At 59.9% G+C, this 19,810-nt stretch carries 20 protein-coding genes and 1 pseudogene; 15 read left to right on the top strand and 6 right to left on the bottom strand.

The window, feature by feature from the left end; genetic code table 11:
- Positions 1-319: 319 nt before the first annotated feature.
- On the top strand, positions 320-547 hold the full coding sequence (locus ACSQ8V_RS08570) for a hypothetical protein (protein WP_436181612.1): 228 nt from the start codon (positions 320-322) through the stop codon (positions 545-547).
- Between the two features lie 225 nt (positions 548-772).
- Here the strand turns inward: ACSQ8V_RS08570 and ACSQ8V_RS08565 are convergent, their stop codons facing one another.
- Positions 773-985 (bottom strand): hypothetical protein, encoded by a 213-nt coding sequence (locus ACSQ8V_RS08565; RefSeq protein WP_436181611.1) that lies wholly within the window; start codon positions 983-985, stop codon positions 773-775.
- A 29-nt stretch (positions 986-1,014) separates the two neighbouring features.
- On the opposite strand from ACSQ8V_RS08565, the gene ACSQ8V_RS08560 reads away from it, so the two are divergent.
- Positions 1,015-1,380, top strand: coding sequence for a tyrosine-type recombinase/integrase (locus tag ACSQ8V_RS08560; RefSeq protein ID WP_436181610.1), 366 nt, complete (start codon positions 1,015-1,017; stop codon positions 1,378-1,380).
- A 196-nt stretch (positions 1,381-1,576) separates the two neighbouring features.
- Here ACSQ8V_RS08560 and ACSQ8V_RS08555 read toward each other — a convergent pair whose 3' ends face one another.
- Positions 1,577-2,461, bottom strand: a complete 885-nt coding sequence (locus ACSQ8V_RS08555; RefSeq protein WP_436181609.1) for a LysR family transcriptional regulator — start codon at positions 2,459-2,461, stop codon at positions 1,577-1,579.
- Between the two features lie 105 nt (positions 2,462-2,566).
- Between ACSQ8V_RS08555 and ACSQ8V_RS08550 the strand changes: the two genes are divergently transcribed.
- Positions 2,567-2,845 carry a hypothetical protein gene (locus ACSQ8V_RS08550; RefSeq protein WP_436181608.1) on the top strand — a complete coding sequence of 93 codons (279 nt, stop codon included), beginning with the start codon at positions 2,567-2,569 and terminating at the stop codon, positions 2,843-2,845.
- A gap of 197 nt (positions 2,846-3,042) precedes the next feature.
- A complete protein-coding gene (locus tag ACSQ8V_RS08545; RefSeq protein WP_436181607.1) occupies positions 3,043-3,612 on the top strand; it encodes a cysteine hydrolase family protein in 570 nt (189 codons plus the stop codon).
- Between the two features lie 332 nt (positions 3,613-3,944).
- Here the strand turns inward: ACSQ8V_RS08545 and bla are convergent, their stop codons facing one another.
- The 3 genes from bla to ACSQ8V_RS08530 form a co-directional block, all read right to left on the bottom strand.
- Positions 3,945-4,820 carry a class A beta-lactamase gene (bla, locus tag ACSQ8V_RS08540; RefSeq protein WP_436205437.1) on the bottom strand — a complete coding sequence of 292 codons (876 nt, stop codon included), beginning with the start codon at positions 4,818-4,820 and terminating at the stop codon, positions 3,945-3,947.
- A gap of 433 nt (positions 4,821-5,253) precedes the next feature.
- Positions 5,254-5,538: an HU family DNA-binding protein gene (locus tag ACSQ8V_RS08535; RefSeq protein WP_144150276.1), complete on the bottom strand. Its 285-nt coding sequence runs from the start codon at positions 5,536-5,538 to the stop codon at positions 5,254-5,256.
- Between the two features lie 172 nt (positions 5,539-5,710).
- Positions 5,711-6,139, bottom strand: a complete 429-nt coding sequence (locus ACSQ8V_RS08530; RefSeq protein ID WP_436181605.1) for a hypothetical protein — start codon at positions 6,137-6,139, stop codon at positions 5,711-5,713.
- A gap of 459 nt (positions 6,140-6,598) precedes the next feature.
- On the opposite strand from ACSQ8V_RS08530, the gene ACSQ8V_RS08525 reads away from it, so the two are divergent.
- The 6 genes from ACSQ8V_RS08525 to ACSQ8V_RS08500 all read left to right on the top strand — a co-directional run bounded on the left by ACSQ8V_RS08525 (position 6,599) and on the right by ACSQ8V_RS08500 (position 13,559).
- Positions 6,599-7,633 (top strand): hypothetical protein, encoded by a 1,035-nt coding sequence (locus ACSQ8V_RS08525; protein ID WP_436205436.1) that lies wholly within the window; start codon positions 6,599-6,601, stop codon positions 7,631-7,633.
- A 987-nt stretch (positions 7,634-8,620) separates the two neighbouring features.
- Complete coding sequence (locus tag ACSQ8V_RS08520) at positions 8,621-9,454, top strand: DUF932 domain-containing protein (protein WP_436205435.1); 834 nt, start codon at positions 8,621-8,623, stop codon at positions 9,452-9,454.
- Positions 9,455-9,585: 131 nt separating this feature from the next.
- Positions 9,586-11,919 carry a ParB/RepB/Spo0J family partition protein gene (locus ACSQ8V_RS08515; RefSeq protein WP_436205434.1) on the top strand — a complete coding sequence of 778 codons (2,334 nt, stop codon included), beginning with the start codon at positions 9,586-9,588 and terminating at the stop codon, positions 11,917-11,919.
- A complete protein-coding gene (locus ACSQ8V_RS08510) occupies positions 11,865-12,134 on the top strand; it encodes a hypothetical protein (RefSeq protein ID WP_436205433.1) in 270 nt (89 codons plus the stop codon). Before ACSQ8V_RS08515 ends, ACSQ8V_RS08510 begins: the two co-directional genes overlap by 55 nt.
- Before the next feature lie 392 nt (positions 12,135-12,526).
- The gene (locus ACSQ8V_RS08505; protein WP_436181600.1) at positions 12,527-13,108 is read left to right on the top strand and encodes a nucleotidyltransferase domain-containing protein; all 582 of its coding nucleotides are present in this window, start codon (positions 12,527-12,529) and stop codon (positions 13,106-13,108) included.
- Positions 13,101-13,559 (top strand): hypothetical protein, encoded by a 459-nt coding sequence (locus ACSQ8V_RS08500; protein ID WP_436181599.1) that lies wholly within the window; start codon positions 13,101-13,103, stop codon positions 13,557-13,559. Before ACSQ8V_RS08505 ends, ACSQ8V_RS08500 begins: the two co-directional genes overlap by 8 nt.
- Before the next feature lie 434 nt (positions 13,560-13,993).
- On the opposite strand, the gene ACSQ8V_RS08495 is transcribed toward ACSQ8V_RS08500, so the two are convergent.
- A complete protein-coding gene (locus ACSQ8V_RS08495; RefSeq protein ID WP_436181598.1) occupies positions 13,994-14,116 on the bottom strand; it encodes a hypothetical protein in 123 nt (40 codons plus the stop codon).
- Positions 14,117-14,893: 777 nt separating this feature from the next.
- Here ACSQ8V_RS08495 and ACSQ8V_RS08490 point away from each other — a divergent pair.
- From ACSQ8V_RS08490 to ACSQ8V_RS08470, 5 genes and pseudogenes are all read left to right on the top strand, one after another.
- Positions 14,894-15,286 (top strand): annotated as a pseudogene (locus tag ACSQ8V_RS08490) (DUF3363 domain-containing protein); the annotation flags it as partial.
- 291 nt (positions 15,287-15,577) lie between these two features.
- Positions 15,578-16,297, top strand: coding sequence for a nuclear transport factor 2 family protein (locus ACSQ8V_RS08485; RefSeq protein WP_436181597.1), 720 nt, complete (start codon positions 15,578-15,580; stop codon positions 16,295-16,297).
- Positions 16,294-17,058: an SDR family oxidoreductase gene (locus ACSQ8V_RS08480; protein WP_436205432.1), complete on the top strand. Its 765-nt coding sequence runs from the start codon at positions 16,294-16,296 to the stop codon at positions 17,056-17,058. The genes ACSQ8V_RS08485 and ACSQ8V_RS08480 overlap by 4 nt, the downstream gene beginning before the upstream one ends.
- A 409-nt stretch (positions 17,059-17,467) precedes the next feature.
- On the top strand, positions 17,468-17,980 hold the full coding sequence (locus ACSQ8V_RS08475; RefSeq protein WP_436181595.1) for a GNAT family N-acetyltransferase: 513 nt from the start codon (positions 17,468-17,470) through the stop codon (positions 17,978-17,980).
- 1,010 nt (positions 17,981-18,990) lie between these two features.
- Positions 18,991-19,737 (top strand): SDR family oxidoreductase, encoded by a 747-nt coding sequence (locus ACSQ8V_RS08470; RefSeq protein ID WP_436181594.1) that lies wholly within the window; start codon positions 18,991-18,993, stop codon positions 19,735-19,737.
- Positions 19,738-19,810: the final 73 nt, after the last annotated feature.

Below are 19,810 nucleotides of genomic sequence, written 5' to 3'. Positions count from 1 at the left end.
CGATCCCGGAGGACCCGGTTACCCGTTTTGGGGCCGTTGAGCGTCAACGCAAGCGCCACTGTGGCGAGAGCAAACCCAGCAGTGCCTGTCCCATCGGAAGCAGCCGTCCGGTTTGCGCGGATAAGGCGTCAGCGGCCCGCGCAAAAGACCGACGTGCTGCGGAAAGAATCTGAAGCGCTCTGGAGCGCATGACATGCTCGAGGTTGTGCTTGAATTCGCAGTGGAGCTTCTCACCCTCGCGAGCGTCATCCTCATCTGGGTGCCGGCGTAAAAGATCAGCAATGCTCTGCGCGTTACGCGCGACCTGGCGGAAATAGCCTTGAAAACCGGTGCGAAAGATCTAGCCAAGGTGGCAGCGGGTGCGGCCTTGGCGGGCAAGCAGGTGCCCGTGGAGTTTAGCGAGGACGATGACTGGCGGCTCAGATGGGGATTTGCTGCCGAGGGCGTGGCGACCGGCATCAAGATTCTGCCCGGTGACGCTGTTGCGGCCGCCACGCATGTAGGAAGGGGTAAGTCACGACGACCGATCAAAGAACCATTCAAATGACCGTTTTTTGCTTCCAGCAGAGCGGTTACCCGCCGCTCACGTGCAACCGCGGATTGGATGGGTGCCGCTTTTACGCTGCCAGCAACCACCATGAGCTGACGTCGATCTTGGCGCAGTTAGCCGCGCGCCGGGCTGCGCGTAATGGACCTGGTTGGCTTGACCGGCTGCCGCAGGGAATTTTCCGCCTGCCGTCAATGCCGCTAAATCCTGTTAGCAGCATGGCGTTTAATGCGGGGCGGTCGGACTGACAAAGATTCGCTGAAAGATGTACTCCGATCGATTTCCAAAGCACGCGACGTACAGTTGGGGCGGCGCGTCAGCCACTGGAAAGTGATCGAAGGACAGCAATTCGCTGCGCTCTATATGTGGCAGCCAGTAGGAATGACCAAACAGGATCGTAGCGACGAAGACGAGCACCGCCAAAAAACCAATCGACATCGCTGTTATCCAAGCAGCAACACGAGCACGTGCGACACGTCGACCTCGTTTTCCCTTCGCTTCGCACGAAAATGCTCAGTGACATGACGCTGACGGCTCTTTTGCGCCGGGCCAAGGCGGTCAGCGATGAACCCGGGCGTGTTGCAACGGCGCATGGATTCCGTTCCTCTTTCCGCGACTGGGCAAGCGAGCATGGCTACGCGCGTGATCTCGCTGAGCGTGCGCTAGCGCATGCGGTCGAGGGCGATACCGAGGCCGCCTACCATCGCACCGATCTGCTCAATCTGCGCCGGCCGATGATGCAGGCGTGGGCCGACTTCGTCGGCGGCGCCGACAAAACCGCAGAGTCACCCGACGATGCCAGCACCGCCGATCAGATTCCAGCCGAAGCGTGAGTGGGAACCCATCTGCGGTGTCAATGCTTGCGATGCTGTACGGCGCCGAGCTCAACCTGCGGATGATTCCCGGCAACTGCGACTCCTTTATGCCCTATTTACGCCTTATTCTCGCCTTACTGTTGACCCCGGCCGCTCGCATAGGCCTTAGCTTTCTATCCTGACGGCAACGAACCGACGCGGCAGATGACATTTTCTATACCAATCGGAGATCCCACAACACATCAAGTACGTGTTGCGTAGAGCTCTCGACGCACCCCGTACGATGCGCAATGCCGAGCCGACGCCACAGCGCCGGGCGCAGCGGGCGCATGACAATGCGCGGGTCGGGAGATGGAGTAGTGGCCTCATGGGGTAACAACGCTGCGCCGTAACCAGCCGCGACCAGACTCTTGATTGCGTCGTTGTAGTTAAGCTGAATGCGCGGCACAGGATGGTGCCCTCCCGCTGCCAACCACTCCGTGCTGAGGTGCGAAAGCCGTGTAGTTGAGTCATTGAGAATGAGTGGCCTGCTAGCCAGCCACTTGGGTGTTACGCGGACTGGGCATTGCCACTGGGCCGGCATGAACGCCATGACAGGATCGCGGCGCCATGGCTTGATCACAAGGCCAGCCATCGTGGGCTGGGGTAGCGCGACCAGCCCGATATCCAGCGACCCTTCCGCCAGACGGGTGAGCGTGTCCTGCGACGTCAGCACCGTAACCTGGACGTCGATCGCGGGATGTTGCTGCCCCAACACTTCAAGAGTCCGAGGCAGGAGGTGTGCGATTGCGCCCGTCGACGCGCCAAGTCGTACACGGCCCTCAAGCCCCTGTACTTGCCGCCTGACATCGTCCAGCGCCTGCCCGGCATCGGCCAGGAGGTGCCGTGCCTTTTCCAGAAGGGATTCCCCGATCGTGGTGGGCTGAACGTGGCCGCGCTTGCGTGACAGCAGCGGGGCACCAACTCGATCCTCCAGTTCCTGAATGTGAAGACTGACTGTCGGCGCAGCCAGGTGCAGGATACGTGCGGCCTCCGCAAAGGACCGATGGTCTGCGATCGTCACAAAGGTGCGAAGGCGGTCCAGACTAATCTCTCTCATCCCAGTGCCAGATTAGAAATAACTGAACGTTGGTTTCAGGAAATTCAACTTTTCATATTCTATCCCTGGAACGAAGATCGGAGTCTCAGGTTCCGGAGATAGAGAATGACTGATGTACACGAAAGTGCCGATGGCGCCGAAGATGGGCAATTAGCGGATATCGATGCGGAGGCGAACAGGTGGGTCGCCGCGCTGACGCTCACCGGACTATTGGTGACCATTCTGGTCATCGCTGGCCTGTATGTCACGACAACTGCACGCGCCGTGAATCAGGTGTGTTTCCAGAAGAAAATGAACGATGAGCACACACTAATGGAAGCCTTCTTCCAGGCTCCCCCGGAGCAGGATGCGATCGTGGAGGCGATGCGTGCCTGTTCGTACTGACCTAAGCCAGTCCAATTTCCCGTTAGCATTCCCGTGTCGAACTCACTTGGTCTCAACGGATTGACGCCGGCACAGGGTCGGCGACTCAATGACCGATTGTGGCCGCACCAAGCCGGTCAGGCAAAGCGAGTCCAGACTTGCGGTAAAGTCCTGAATGGAATCGCTTCGCGACAACATTCGCTCACCCTGAACCAACAATGACTGCCTTGCTATTCCCGGCCGGTGCGCTCCTTTTGCTGGTGGATCTTCAGAAAGCAATAGACCACCCTAGCTGGGGGCGGAGAAACAACCCGCTTGCGGAAGTTCAAATTGCACGTTTGCTCGACCATTGGCGAGGTAATGGCTGGCCGGTGTGGCACATTCGGCACGACTCCACCGAGCCTGGCTCGTATTATCGGCCAGGCCAAGGCGGACATGACTTCAAGCCTGAGGCCTCCCCTGTCGTCGGCGAGCCTGTGATCCCGAAACGGACTAACAATGCCTTTATAGGTACAAATCTGGAAGCGCAACTCCGCGCGCAAGGCCATGACACACTCGTGGTGGTCGGCGTCATCACCAATAACTCTGTCGAAGCGACGGTTCGTATGGCCGGCAACCTGGGCTTCACAACCTACCTTGTAGCCGATTGCTGTTTTACGTTTGATCGAAGGGATTGGAACGGCAACCTGAGAAGCGCGGAAGACGTGCACGCAATGTCGCTTGCCAATCTGGACCTGGAATACTGCACCGTCATCAACGCTGAGACCTTGCTGGACACGGACAAGTAAGCCGGCCTGTTTCAGGTGGTGCGTGAGGGATCAAGCAGATTCGGGCTCACATACATCCGATCCGAAGTCCTACTTATGGCCTTCAACCGAACGGCCGAGGGCCGGTCATCTATGGTCGCAATCAGTTGTTCGTCCGCTGATCGTCGTCGATATGGCCGACCATGTCGAACCCTCTCACGGTGGCCGGGCCCGGCCCGACGCTTGACGGACGAGTGACGCTGGCAACAACCGGCTGCTTCAGGCAAGTCGACCCATTGCCGTTCTTCGACACGCTCCATTGAGTATAGAAAGATACCGAGCACGCACTGGGCTTTACGCGGGTCAGCATAACCTCATGCAGTCGCATTGGCCCATTGCACGAATATATGACCGGCCTCTCGCAAGACCGCATCCCGATGTCCCATATCGAGGGCAGGCGCGTCGTAATATGCCGCTATAAGCAGCGGCGCGCGGCCTGGCGGCCGCACGAATGCGTAGTCATTCGTCTCTGCCCCGACGCTTGTACCGGGCCGGTCACCTGCAAGCCAATCCGCAGGAAATACCGCACGAAGCCGGTTGAGCCCAGGCCTGCACGCGATCATCCAGTCTTCCAATTGCTGCCGCGACTGGAGACTGAGAACGTCGCCCAGAAGTATGTTCTTACCGATGTCGTGATGGCTCTCGGCGTTGTGGTGTCGAGCAACCCGCTGTATTCGTTCGACTTGGGTTCGTACCGATCGGAACGAGTCACGGTGTCCCCGAGACGTCGCGTGAATCGGGTCAGCGCCGCTGGCGCCACCGACGCTACTCATCAAAAGGACCGCCGCCGTGTTATCGCTCAGCTCGACCGTGGCCTGACATAGAGCACCGACCGTCATCTCGCCCTGAGCGACATTGGCTTTGGTGACTGGCGAAGTAAAGATAAGGTCCTTCTCGGTGTACCGCAGGGGTCGCGCCAGGCTTTCCTGGCCAGCATCCACACGTGAGAGCACCAGCGCGATGAGAAGCCCCTTGAACGTGCTGCACATGAGAAAGTGTTCATCGGCGCGGTAAACCAGCGTTCGTCCGGACTCAGTGTCGACAGCGAATATACCGAGTCGGCCTCCATAGCGGCGCTCGATATCGGCAAACGGAGATTCGGCGGCCAACAGGCGCGTTGTCTTACCGCTTATGCCAAGCAGCAGAGGAAACCCGATGATAAGGTTTCGGCGCGTCGCGGAAATTTTCATAGCGTCGTGCCGTATGTTTCGAAGCGGGGCCATGGATATCAAAATGAACACTCAATGTCCATCCAAATGCTCCGCCGTACGACCGACCACGCGCATCGCCCTTTGAAAATGATCGCGCAGCCGGGTCGAGCGTTTTGTAACCATCCGACCACGACCGTTCTTGACAGCGTGTTGATATCGAACAGGCATAGCAGGAACCAGGTCTTGATGCGTGTGGAATTATCCCTGCTGTCGCCCAAAGATCGGTCGATCAAAGGTCGGTCGATCAAACAGCGGATTTACGCCTGGTGGCACTCGCGTCGCCCGGTCATTCCGAGGATCAGGGGCTGGCGCATGGCCAAGCGCCAGTCGCACATCTTGGCTTCTGTCCGCAGGCGCATGTATCCGCGACAGATGTTCGAAGTTCGTTTAACCCGCAGCGGCCTTTTTTTCGTCACTTCCGGTGACCGTTCACCGCGTCCTTGAATGCTTTACCCGCGGTAAACTTCACCGTTTTCGCGGCCGGGATACGAATCTCCTCGCCCGTTCGCGGGTTACGTCCGACACGTGCGGCACGTTTGCCTTGCGTGAATGAGCCGAACCCGATCAGTTGCACGTCCGCACCGTCTGCGACGGCGCCGCTAATCGTGTCGATCAATGCGTCAATCGTCTCGCCAGCCTTAGACTTGCTCGCGCCTGTCGAGGTGGCTACCGCCTCAATCAATTCCTGCTTGTTCATCCCTGTTCTCCTTCATTCGTTGTTGCACATCACAACCACGTCCAGACTACGACCGCCGTTATAAAAGAATTCGTCCACCTCTTCAAGCGGTATACGTCAATGCCCAGCGGACGCACAGAACGCGCCATTCATGCGATGCCGCATGGGTCAGGAACATCAACCGGGGACCCCGCTATCCGTTTTCTCCCGATGCAGGCTGACCGGTCGCGGCAGCCTGTATCGGCGATCTCGCGTCGCTCTGCACGAAGCGCTGAAGCCGCTCCCAGGCCGCCTCATACACATATGCCGCCACCGTCCCGAGTTGCTGGTCATGGATCGCCAGGATCGACTCCAGCGCCTTCAGGCCAACATCAGAGAGCGACCACTCCCTGCCGTTCTCCGCGCAGCTGATGCTCTGCTGAAGCGCCATTTCGGCTGCACGGAACAGCTCGATCTCGCTGCCTTGTGATCCCTTATCACGCAGAAAATACGCGAGATATACCACCTTCAACAGGCAGAGCATCTGCTGGCTACTGCCGTGGCCACTACGCAGGGTGGCCAGGGCGAGATGATTCTCAAGCGCCATCGCTCGGACGTTGGCCACCGGCAGGGGTAACAGCATGTCCTTTGTGAGTGGCTTTCTGCGCGGTTTTGTGGCGAGGCGGTGCGTACGAACCATGAATTCAGGTCAGCAAGAACTGGTGCGGTCTTCCCGCGGCAGGCGCCGACCGAACAGACACATTGGCTGGCCCGTCACGGTCACACTGTGGCTGGCCGTTCGGCCGGCAAGCCGACGCGCGCCGGAAATCCCTACTGTAGCAATAAATGATCGCCGGCAGAACCTCACCGAGCCTCGCTTCACATCCGTCGGCTATTCGTCCCGGGGCCCGTCCCGATACCGCAAGGGCTGCTTGAACCCATTGGCTGACGTTTCGCACCGGACCCACCCGACATTCTGACGATCCATGCCTAGGCTGCAAGTTCGGCATCTGCTGGGAAAGGAAATCGCCGGCATGCGCATGACTCCCGGTTCAGAACTATCATATCCTCAGACATATGCGGCAGCCGTGGAAGGCCGGACATGGACAAACCGATCGAGATCACCCACTACACGTCCTTTGCGATTGATGACCTGCTGTTCCTCGGGAAACAGTGGAAAGCAGAGCGGCCGCAAAGCGCCCGGCAGATCGGCAGCCTTGTCGACCTGATGCGACGGGGCGTGAAGTTTCTCCTTCCCAACTGCGCCGAGCTGATTGACGAAAAATCCATCGGCGAGGCGCACCTGGAGCTGCTGCGCCTGCCCTACCCGGTCACCATATTTGAAGCGCCGTGGGAGCTGGACCGGCCGGTCGACGCATGGCTGAACGGTGCCCCTCAGTCCCGCTCGAGCAGACGCATCGCACTCTGCTGGGAGCTTTCTGAGGATATCGAACCCTTTGCCGGGCTCAACACCCGATACCGCCAGATGTTCCCCGAAGGCGGGGTATTCATCTTCCCCGTGTATTACCTCGATGCCCTCAGGAGCTGGTCTCCCGGGGTGGGAGGACTCTTCGTTCCCCATGACAGCAGGGTTGACGGGCATTTGGCGGACACGCCGGCCACGACACTCGCGCACCAGGCTTTGCGTAGCGCCGGCCGCTTGAAGGGCAAGGGCTACCGGTTCCGGGCCGAACCGTTCGCGTTAATTCCGGATCTGTTCGCCGAGACCATTGCCAGATTCAACGGGGACGAAGCGCTGGCGTTGTCGCAGGTGATCGTCGACGCGCATGACGAAGTCGGCATGGTGGTCCAGGCCTGCACCGTCCTGAACTGCACGAATGTCCAGACCGTCGATGTGCCGCCCGGCAGGGCCAGCAATGCAGTTCGCACGGCGAGAAACCAGACACCGTTCTACACGTACAAGGTGCTGCAGCTAAAGGCCGAGGCGCCGGCCGCTCACCCGGCCGGCGGAACGCATGCCAGTCCCCGTGCCCATCTGCGCCGGGGCCATATCCGGCGACTCCCGGATAAAACCACGTGGGTACGGGCGAGCTTCGTTAACCCGGGTAGTGAGCGGGGCGTCGTCGACAAGGACTATGCGCTCCCTGCGCCGGGCTCGCGCCCGGATGCGCCGTGACCTTATCGTGGTGTGGACCCTATCGTCTCACACACACTTGTCTGTGAGACGCACCGGACAACGTCGTGCACGAGGTCATCGGCGTGCCCTTGCGCGGGCACGAGTTGTAAGACTCCTGTGCGTTCACTATTTTGCAGTCCTGATTTTCTAAAAACGATCGGGTACATCTCTTCTGCACCAGCAGACCACGATCACGCGGGCGGCAATATGACTTCTCGCGCAGTCCGCCAGTCTGCAGCGTCTCGCGCGGCCTGGTCCCGGTACTCCGCGGAACACGATGCTTGCGGCTTGCGCTTCTTGGTCCTGGCATATCAGTGCCGGTTTTCCGTGAGGGCGCCTTGCGTGCCCCGCATCCCGTGTCAGTGGCCGCGTCGCCAGTGTCCCTGTCACAGCAGCAACGGCCATCTGCAACGCTGGTACCTGGTACCAGCTGCCTGCTCCGTCAGGCTTGACGTCAACGGCATGGGGCACATCCCTCCGCTAGCGCTCCGTGACCGGGCTTTCGTGCTTGCGCATCGAGCCGCGTACGCGTCTCGACCCTTGCGGGCTTCAATCCCTTGCGCAACACCTTGACCCCTCAAACCCTTAAAGGCCCAGTCAGGTGAAGGCCGCAAGCGGCCTCCACATTCGCGCTCGCCGCGCGGCGTTTCATCCTGCTCGAACAGCGAAGTGCTTCGCATCCACCAGTCTCCACCGTTCCCGCCCTAACCCGCGACAGTAGCCGACGCCGGGCGGGTGTCAAGGCGTTCGGGGCCGAGTCCTCCGCTTCGCTCCGTCCCGCACCAACCCCTCACTTCTTTCCTTGACACCCACCCGGCGCCGGCTCCTTGAGTCGCACGGGCGCGAACTCAGGAGACTGGCGGCAGCAAAGCCAACCCCTGGCTTCGACCAGGACGAAACCAACCCCTACGGCGGGGGCGAATCTTGGAGCCCGGTCAGCGCAACACCGATCAACCCTTTTTGATGGTTTTCTCTCTGGAGACTGACATGCAACTCGCTTCCTCTTTCCGTTCCGGCTCCCCGATGCTCCGCTCCGACTCCCCCCTGTCGGATGACCAGATTCACCGCGTCGCCCCGTCCATCTTCGCCGATGGCAAGCACCAAAGCCGTTCGGAGCGCTACACCTACATTCCGACCATCGACGTGCTGCGCGGTCTGCGCAACGAAGGTTTCCAGCCCTTCATGGTCTGCCAGACCCGCGTACGCGACCTGGACAAGCGCGAACACACGAAACACATGCTGCGCCTTCGCCCCGGCACCGAAATCACGGGTGAGGACGTCAACGAAATCATCCTCCTCAATTCGCACGACGGCTCGAGCAGTTTTCAATTACTGGCTGGTGCCTTCAGATTTGTTTGCCACAACGGCATGGTCGCCGGGGACACCGTGCGCGATATCCGTGTGCATCACAAAGGTAACGTGGTGCAGAACGTCATCAACGGTGCTTTCGACGTGCTCGACGGCTTCGACCTGATCCGCGAGCAGAAAGATGGCATGCGCGCCGTCACGCTCAACCGCGACGAACAGCATGCCTTTGCCCGCTCCGCGCTTGCGTTGCGCTATGACCCGACCGACGCCGAGGCGCCCGCCCCGATCACCGAAAGCCAGTTGCTCGCCCCGCGCCGCTTCGAGGACCGCCGCGACGACCTTTGGACGGTTTTTAACAAAGTGCAAGAGCACTTGACCAAGGGCGGCCTGCATGGGCGCTCCCGCAGCGGGCGCTCCATGTCCACCCGTCCCGTCACCGGCATCGACCAGAACGTGAAACTGAACCGCGCCCTCTGGATGCTCGCTGACGCGATGCGGACGATGAAGGCGTAAGACCGGCAGGGCCGGTCAACCCCGGCTCTCACCGCGCATCACATCATGAGGACTCCTACCCGGATTCGGGACTCATGATGTTTCGCAACAAGCCGGACCCGGGACCTTTCTTTTCTCTTTTGGAGTCTGTCATGCAATCGCAAGTCATCGCATCAACCCCTGAACTGTCGGACGCAACGGATACCGACGTCAGCACCAGCGAAGCCACCGCCGTACTGGAAACCGATTTCGGCAAGGAGCAGCCGGTCGAACACGTCCCGTATTCGCGCCTTCGTCTCTCACCGCTCAATGTCCGCACCAAACCCCTTTCGGGAATCGCCGGATTGGCGGATAACATCGCCGCAAAGGGGCTGCTTCAAAACCTTGTGGTCCATTTCATCAAGGGTTCCCGCAGCAAACAGCCCAAGCTCGGCGTGTGCGCCGGTCAGCGGCGACTCGCCGCCCTCGACCTGCTGCACAGGGATGGCCGTATTCCCGCCGACTACCCGGTGCCCGTACGCATCGTCAGCGAAGCCGATGCGTTCGCCGCGAGCCTGATCGAAAACAGCCAGCGGGAGAATCTCGACGTTTTCGATACCGTGCTTGCCTTCAAACGCCTCGCCGACGAAGGGCGAAGCATTGGTTATATCGCCGCGTTGTTCGACGTGTCGCCGCTGACCGTGAAACGCCGCCTGAAACTCGCGCATGTCTCCCCGAAACTGCTCGCCCTTTTGCGCGAGGACGCCATCAGCATTGACCAGCTTGCCGCCCTCGCGCTCGTGGACGACCACGAAACTCAGGAACGCATCTGGTTCGACGCGCCCAATGATTACCAGCGTGCGGCGCATTATCTGCGGCAGGCCATCACCCGTGCCGAAATCGACGCCAGCCGCAGCCGTCTGGTGAAGTTCGTCGGCCTCGACGCCTATGAGGCAGCTGGGGGGTACGTCAGGCGCGACCTGTTCAGCGACGAACAGAACGCAGGGTACGTCGCGGATGCCGACCTGCTGCAGCGGCTCGTTGGCGAAAAACTCGAAGCCGCCGCCGAGGCCGTGCGTGCGGAAGGGTTCGGCTGGGTGCAGACCCGTATCGAGCGCGATCACAGCGAACTGAACAGCTTCGGCAGGCTCCAACCGGTACACCGGCCCTATACCGAGGACGAGCAGCGCGAGCTTGACGCGCTGAAGGCACAGCACGACGAAATCGTCGCGAAATTCGACGCCCTTGAGGAAGGCGACGAGAAAGCGTACGAGGAAGCCGAAAACCTCGAAGCAGCGATGGACGCGACCGAAAGGGCAATCGGGACATTCGCGCAGCGCGCGCAGGTGTGGGACGCCGCACAGATCGCACAGGCGGGGGCATTCGTCACCGTCGGGCCGAATGGCGAACTGATGATCGACCGTGGACTCGTGAAGCTGGAAGACTTCGCCATACTCGAAGGTGACGGCGCGGTCGTCACCGGTCTGGCCGACACGGACGTGAGCGACGCATCCACCGGCAGCGGAAAGGCCGCCCCGAAAGAAAGGCCCGTCCACAGCGCGGCGCTCTGCCAGCGCCTCACCGCGCACCGCACCGCCGCTGTACAGGCTGAACTCACCAAACGCCCGTCCATGGCGCTTGCCGTCCTGCTGCACCGGCTTGTGCCGGTTGTCTTTCCCGAGCGCTATCGTTCCGGGTGGGATGCGTCCTATCTCGAACTGAACGCGACCAGCAGTCACGACAAGCTGCTGAAAGCAGCCGACGACATGCCCGCCAGCATCGCATGGACAGCCATCGACGCACAGCGCCAGCAGTGGACCACCACCCTGCCCGCACGACGCGCCGACCTGCTGCCGTGGCTCATCGACCAGGACCCCGGCACGACGCTGCTCGACCTGCTGGCGTTCTGCACGGCGTCCCTGATCGACGGCATTACCGGCACCGGGGCACCGCACACGGTCAATGCCCTGACTCAGGTACTGGAACTGGACATGACCCGCTACTGGACCCCCACGCGCGCGTCGTACTTCGATCACGTCAGCAAGGCCCGCATCATCGACGTGGTCGCCAGCGCCATCTCGCCCAAGGCCGCCGCCGACCTTGAAAAGATGAAAAAAGGCGACGCCGCAGCCGCAGCCGAACTGCGTCTCGCAAAGGTGAAATGGGTCCCGGAAATCCTCACCTCTCAGGCTCCGCCCGTCATCAATCACTACGATCCCGATGACGACGAGGCCGACGATGGTGACGATGGTGACGATGGCGACACGCAGAACGAATCGCCCGAGGATGACGACACCGGCGCGCACGCAAACGGCACGGACAGCGAACCGGACGGCAGTCAGGCCACCGCAGAGGCGACGACGCTCAACGGCGATGCAACGGGGCGCGGTGCCGATGGCGACGATACCAGCGCCGCCGCACCGGGAACGACGCCAAACGGCGCAGGACCCGCATGGCCGTTCCCGACCGCCGCCACAGCCTCTGGCAAGCCGGTAGCCCGAGCGTGACCGCAGGAGCCATACAGCGCCGCCCGCGCAGGGCGGCGACCTATGCACCCGGCGCGGTCCGCGCATGGCGCTGGCATGGCGACGGTGACGGTGACGTGCGTGGATATCGTCCGCCTCGCGGCTGGACGGCAGTCGCCGACCTGAGCGATATCCATCCGATCAGCGGGCAGCAACTAACTCGCTCGGTATGGTGGATCATCGAGACAAAGCAGTAACGGCAGTGACGGCAGCAACTGTCCCGGCAGGGCACGCCGGGACCGCTCAGACCTGACCGACGCCTGCACGCGACCGACCTGCTCATCGCCAGCCTGATCATCCCCGCACGCCTGTTGTGTTGACAAAACCCCTGTAACGGATACGCCCTTGCTTTGACACAACGCCCGAAACGTGCGGCGCGCTGAATGACGCGACACGTGGTTAACGGGCCCTCTGGCCTTCACCTTCCACGACCGGCACCACGTCGCGCCAGCCCGGGCTCTCGCTGAACTCGAACATACGGCTGGAAGATGTGTAATGCACATGAGTGATGTACATTGAACATCTTGACGTGAACGCCTCTGCGCTGTACATTTGACATCATTGATGTATATCACACATCGAGACGAATATGAAAAACGCAATGCTCAGTGAACTATTCGGCGGGGTGCAACGCTTTGCCCTGCTTCGCGCCCTGTATCAAGACCCAATGCGCAGTTACACAACGGTTGAACTGGCCCGCATGGCGGGCGCCGATCGCGGCAACGTTTCCAGGTGGCTGCGCAGGTGGACCGAGGTCGGGCTGGCAAAGCGGGTCGAGCAGGGGCAGCACATCACCTATCAGGCAGGCGACGACCCCTTGCTGGCGGGACTGACTGACATGGCCCGCCGCAGCGACGAAGTACTGGCCGACATTGCAGACGCTCTCCCCGAGCAGGCCGAGGCGGCTGTCGTGTTCGGGTCGGTTGCCCGAGGCGATGAATCGGCCCGCTCCGATATTGACGTGCTGGTCCTCGGTGACCACCTGAGCAGCCTGAAGGTCAATGCCCGGCTGAAACCAGTCGGACGCAAACACCATCGCCAGATTCATGCAACCGTCGCTTCACGCCGGGATTTCGAGGAGAAGCTCGCTGACGGCGAAGGTTTTGCCAGCAATGTCGTGTCGAGTCCCTTTATCCCGTTAAAGGGGGAGTTCGCGTATGCCAGTGCGTAACCCGCTCTCGCTGTCCCAGGACGAACCCGATCTGGTCCGCCAGGAGCGCACCAGAAACCGGCAGACCATCCAGTCACAACTGCGCGCCGCAGTACAGAAATACCGGGATGCGCAGCATACAGGCGTGTCAGGCCCGACACGGCTCGACGCGGCCTATGATGCAATTCTCTTCTGCGCGCTGGCGGTCTTTGCTGCACAGGGATTTCGCATCGCTTCCAGACCCGGTCATCACCGCATCGCCCTGGAAGGACTCGCCGGTACGCTTGGTTTGAGCAGCGGCGTGCATGACGAACTCGAAACGCTGCTCGACCTTCGCAACAGCAAATACGACGGTTTTGAGTCCGTGGATGCGCAGACGCTGAACGACGCCTTGCAACTGTCGAACAGCATTCTGTCCACGGTGTCCGAATGGCTGAAAGAGCATCATCCCGATCTGGTCGCGAGAACCTGAGCAGTCCGTCACCGGTACCACAACCCTGCTGCGAGGATCAGGTGAGGCCCCCCGCCCCGCGACTTCATCGGCTGGTCCTCTGGTCCTTGTTTCCACACAAGCCATCCTCTGCCAACCTCACCTCGCCGTGACGCTTGTCCCGTCGCACCACGGCCTTGTGTTGATACAACGGCACCACCCGTGCCGTCGCACGCGCACCCGTGTACGTGAGCCTTGTTTTCACACAAGACGCCGCCCAAAGAATCATCGCCTCACCGCCACGGTCGTCACATCGCCGCACGCCTTGTGTCGAATCAACAGCACCGCCAGTCCCACCGCACCCTCATCCGTTGCCGCAAGGCTTGTTTTCACACAAGCCACCCCCAACGCCTTCTCATCGCAGCACCCTTGTGTCGATACAACGCGATAACCCCTGCCGTCGCGCCCTCACCCCGTCACGCGAGCCTTTTTTCACACAAGACGCCGCCCGAAGAATCATCGCCGCACGCCTTGTGTTGAATCAATGGCATCGCCAGTGCCACCGCACCCTCATCCGTTGCCGCAAGGGTTGTTTTCACACAAGTTCTCCCGCGACATCCCTCGCCTCACCGCTGCGGTTTATCCCGTCGCAGCCTATCTTGTGTCGATACAACACCGGTCGTTTGCGCACAACCAGAGCGCGGGTCGCCTGGGCACCCATTTCCCACGATCCCGGAGTTTGTGTTGAGACAACCTCTACCGATCTGCTCAACCAGGCGCCCTGCGGCTCGCCAATCCAGTCTTCAAAGCCCTTGCCCCGGCAGCCACAACGCCCATCGCCCTCGCTACCTACCTCCACCAACACTACTTTCTTCATCTATTGCAGGATAGGCTACCGCCGGTTTTGGGATGCCGTAGCCACTTGGCTCGACTAGCCGAATTTGCCCTTGACGACGCCGGAAGCTTCAACGCTCGCGCGTTGCTACCAAAATGGCAACAGCGAGAGTGCCGCCTGACCATGAGACGCCGACTCCGTTACCCTAGGATCCGCCCGATATATTCAAGCACCCCGCTATGGCCACGCTCACGCCCGCCGGGTTCTGGTGACGTTCCACGATGCGTCGGCACCGGACATGCCGAACGAGCCACGGCTGCACAGTCAATGGGTGGTTATTCGATTTATACGGTTGACCCGGAGACGGGTAAGCCCGTAGCGAGCCGGCGCGGAAAACCCACGATCATAGCGGTGGTCGTGGCCCTCAACCAATACATCCATACTGCGCCTTTCAATGGACAAAGCGCGGTTGCGATTCGTGGCGACCAGGCAGTAGGCGAATCGTACTGCCTCGCGCACCGCATCCTGGGCGGCTTGCCTTGGGGCCGAGGTCAAGGACGCGCTACGCCGGCGCGCCGACTTTCTGGCCGAACAGGGATTGGCCGAGTATCTCGCGCAGCGCATCGTCTTCGCGTCGAGCCTGCTGGCGACGTTGCGCGGACGCGAGCCGGCACAAGCCGCGAAAGACATTACCGTTGAAACAGGCCTGGCGCGCCGGCCAGTGGCCGACGGGCAACGCGTGATCGGCATCTGCCGGCGCTCCGTCATGCTCGCCAAGCGGGCGTTACGCGATGTTCGATGACGGCATGGGCTTCTCGCTGGCACCTTGGACGCCGTGATTGAGCAGCGGCCAGGGTTGCCTGTTGCTGCCACAACGTATGACGGTATGGTGTCTTGGAATCTAACGAGAAAGCCTAGCCGGTGTATCGGCTAAGAGCACGCTAACGGGCGATTGCAGCGGGCGGGAAACCAGTGAACTCCTGCCGTGGAGCTGCGAGGACTGCGCGAGGTCAGTGTCGAGATGACGGACAGGTTTGCCCTGGCGTGAACGCCAACGGCCGGTTCTTCACTGATGTGCAGGGTATGACGTTTTTTGAGGGTTAAACGTCCTTTCCGTCATCTTATACAGATCCCATAATTCGCCCACGAAATCAAGTTAAGGCAAATGTAGTCGTGCTTTGAACTTTTAGCTTGATCAATAGCGAACCAGGGAAGAAACGTAAAGATGAAGCTTAAAACTAGATCAGCCTTGATCACGGCCGGAACGAGCGGCATCGGTCCTGCCGTTGCTAAGTCGTCCGCGGGGAATTTGCAGGCGGCGCCAACATCGTCAGAAAAATGTTCCAGATCGGTGAATACGAGACGCTCTTTCTCACCTCGGAGCCGTCAGGCTATCGCCAGCCAGCGAGATCATAAAGGGACGAAAACAAAGTGGTCCGCACTAAGGATACTGTCCTCTGCAGCTCTCACGTTCACCTTGGCGACGACCGCGTTTGGGGCCGACGGGCATACGTCGGTGGGAGAGGAAGCAAAGATCCGGGCTCTTGAGGATCGTCTCGTGGAAGCGAATAGGACCAAGGATGTCGCAGCTACGATGGGGCTTTACGCCTCCAATACGAATGTGCTTATCTTTGACGTTGTCCCACCACGTCAGATGACGAAGCAGGATGAGGAAAAGAACGTCACCAGTTATTTTGCATCGTTCGATGGCCCTGCGGGACTGGAGATCAGCGATCTCAACATCACTGTCAGTGGCGATCTCGCCTACGCGTATATGACCCAGCACTTCTATGGCAAGCAGCGAGCTGGCGGACAGCTCGACATCAAGGCCCGTGTTACGGACGTCTATCGCAAGATTGGTGGTCGATGGTACATCGTCCATGAGCATGTGTCCGTCCCAGTGAATATTCAGACGGGGCAGGCTGATCTGCAATCCAAGCCATGAGCGAAAGCGGAAAAGCAGCGACGTTCGACCTCGCTGGGAAGAAGGCACTCGTCACCGGTGCGGCGAGGGGCATCGGCGCGGCGATCGCAATGGAACTCGCCAAAAATGGTGCCGACGTCGCTATCACTTTCAAGAGTTCGCAACGTCAGGCGGACGATCTGGTCAATGCGATCACCAAACTGGGGCGCCAGGCGTTTGCAATCAGGGCGGACAGCGGCGATGCCGAGGCAGTGACGCGATCTGTGAACGAGGCCGTTACTAAATTCGGCCGTCTCGACATCCTCGTAAATAATGCGGGAGTGCTGCACTATGGACGCCTCGAAGACATGTTGGTCGACACGATCGACGAGATTATCGATGTGAACATCAGAAGCAGCGTGCTTGCCACGCGAGCAGCAATCCCGCACATTCCAAACGGGGGGAGAATCATCTTCATTGGCTCCTGTTTAGCCGAGCGGGTTTCTCTGACCGATGTCGCCATTTATTCGATGTCGAAGTCGGCCCTGCTGTCGCTGACGCGCGGTCTGTCCCGAGACCTGGGTCCCCGCAATATTACCGTCAACCTGGTGCATCCCGGTCCTACCGACACCGACATGAACCCGGCGGATGGGAAGGGAGCAGATGGCCTACGGGCTCAGATGGCACTAGGCAGGTTTGGATCGGCCGGTGACGTCGCCACTGCTGTCGCCTATCTAGCCAGCCCGTCTGCCCGACACATTACTGGCACTGGCCTCGTGATCGATGGCGGCTTGAACGCCTGACTCTCAATGCCGCCGATGACATACGGCTTCGATAAGTCGAATCACTTGCACAGTGGGCGGCACTCAATCCTCGCGGCTTTTTTGCCTGCGCCCGTAGCGTGGCGAACACGGCGCAGGCCGGCAACGCCCTGACGTGGTGGTACCAGCCGTGCCGTCGGCGTACCTCATATTGATCGAACCCGCATTCGAATCGGTCGCCCGCACGCCAGTTTCGATTTTCCACGTACGGCCCGCGACGTTGGTAACCGTCCAACAAAGGCGTCTTCCCGGATAATTATCCGGTTGCTCATGGCAAAACATATCCATTCATGGGATTGCATTTCCTAGGCCCATTTCGTTACGCTTGAGTTGAACAACTGGTCCTCAACGGTCGGGGCGTGCTGCACTCTACCAGGCAAAGGAGCGATGAATGCGTGTGCGTCCAGCGATAACTGATGACTCTGAGTCCATTAGCAGAATCGCGAAAACTACTTTTTCGCTGGCGTGCCCCGCAGACACACGGGCAGAAGAGTTAGAGCGCTACATCAGCGAAAATCTATCCCTATCGTGTTTTCAGACCGCGTTGGTCACGTCAAGCCAGGAGGTGCAGGTGCTGGAGAAAGCCGGCGATGTCGCGGGTTTCAGTCTGGTCGACTACAAGCCCGATCGCTTAAGCATCGCGCTGGCGGATGGCATTCCTGAGTTGAAACGATGCTATGTCGCGTCGGAGCATCATGGGACGGGCGCTGCACAGCTCCTGCTAACAGCTACGCTTGCTGGTGTTTCCAATCGCATCCGACTCACGGTGAATGATCAGAATGCCAGGGCCATACGCTTCTACCAACGTAATGGGTTTATGACAGTGGGAGAAATGAGCTTTCAATGCGGTGGGGATATCCACCGAGATTTGGTGATGATACGCGAGTGGAATGAGTTGGCGTAACTGCTTGCCGACGAAATCATTTGGATTAGCATACTCCCTTCAACGATGTGCCAACAAGTCCTCAGTTTTTCTTGCTCGCCGAGTTGGAAGTCGCGCAAGAATATCTTTCGAATCAGCATGCGGATCATGAACATTTAGCCGCGCAGACTGAATCAAATTCATGTTCGCCGCCGCCCCGTTTGCTGGACCCTGCGCAGCGCGTCCTGCAAACAACCCGGTCGAGCGCCCCAGCGCAAGTGCGAGATCATTCTGCCCATATCGGGCAGGAAGTTGAAGTCCATTACCGTTGGCATCCCTTGTACGGGCGTCGCGTCAAGGTATGACACTTCGAGGCGAAGCGGCGGTCGCGTGGCGCACGTCGAAGCCAGTCCCGCGTAGTAAGGGTGGTCTCGGCTTGGATGCTGGATCGTGTCATGTGTTCTGCCATGGCGTTGGGCGAGCCGTGCGTTCCTGTGACGGTGCTGAACGAACTCGACCGGCTGCTGGTTGACTGGCGCTTGCGAGCACACTCGTCGGACGACCCCCCCTACCGTCCGGGAGAAACGCAATGGACAAAGCTGCCAAGGGGCGTACTGCCACGCGCACAAACGCCCGCATTGACGCTGTCTCAGATGAGTCTGAGATTCGACACCGCCGAGCTTCAGGGGAACGAGCGCGGCGCAGTGAGCAAGGTTAATCACACACCTTGGGAACGTGCTACTCCAGGCCGCAGGCGTCACCATCCGCAAGGTCTGACGATGACGAACGTTGATCGTCTGCCAGCGCCTTTGCTCTGCCAACTGGCTGTTGTTCGCCACGTGCAGGTCAAAGAACTTGCGGCGCGCGTGGCGCGAACGACAGCGGCAAGTTGTTCATGATATGCGATCCATGACGTTTTTTGAGGGTTATACGTCCTTTGCGTCATTACCCATGTGTTCCATAATTTGCCCACGAAATCAAGTTGAGAGAAGCGCGGTTGCGCTTCGACCATTTGGCTTGACCGATTACCAAGCAGAGAAAGGAATGCAAATATGAGGCTTAAGAATAAGTCAGCGCTGATTACTGGCGGCACGAGTGGCATCGGTCTTGCCACTGCCAAACTTTTCATCGCAGAAGGCGCCCGAGTGGTGGTAACTGGTCGCGACGAGACGGCGTTCGAGCGCGTGAAGGCCGAGCTCGGCGAGAATGCGCTCGTCCTCAAGGGAGACGTACGTTCAATCAATGACATGCGGGCGATTGCTGCCGCGGCAAAAGAGAAGTTCGGTGGCCTGGATGTCGTTTTCGCCAACGCTGGTTGGGCTTTCCCATCCGCACTCAATGACATCGACGACGAACTCTATAGCGAGATCATGGACATCAACGTCAAGGGCGTAGTGTTCACGCTTCAAGCGGTGCTGCCGGACTTGCGGGAAGGCTCCTCAGTCATTCTCAATACATCGTTCGTCGATCAAACCGGCAAACATGGCATTTCGTTGACCGCGGCGGCAAAGGCCGCGGTGCGATCGCTTGCCCGTAGTTGGTCATACGAGTTTCTCGATCGCAAGATCCGATTTAACGCGATCGCGCCGGGTGGCATGGAGACGCCCCTGCTCAGCAAATGGGGGATGTCGGACGAGGACGTCCGCAACTTCAAAAGCGAGTTCGCGAAAACCATTCCGGTTGGCCATATGGGAAAGGCCGAAGACATTGCTTACGCGGCACTCTACCTCGCGAGCGACGAGTCCTCTTACGTCGTGGGCACTGAGCTGGTCGTGGATGGCGGTGCTTCACAGCTTTAAGTCTTCGGTTGCCGATTTCAGAGCCGCACTCGTCGTCTCGGGTCGTTCACCTCTCAATCACACCCCCACCGCG

This window comes from Caballeronia sp. LjRoot31 (genome assembly GCF_964253885.1).
Lineage (GTDB): Bacteria > Pseudomonadota > Gammaproteobacteria > Burkholderiales > Burkholderiaceae > Caballeronia.
This window is presented reverse-complemented; position numbering and strand designations above follow the sequence as displayed.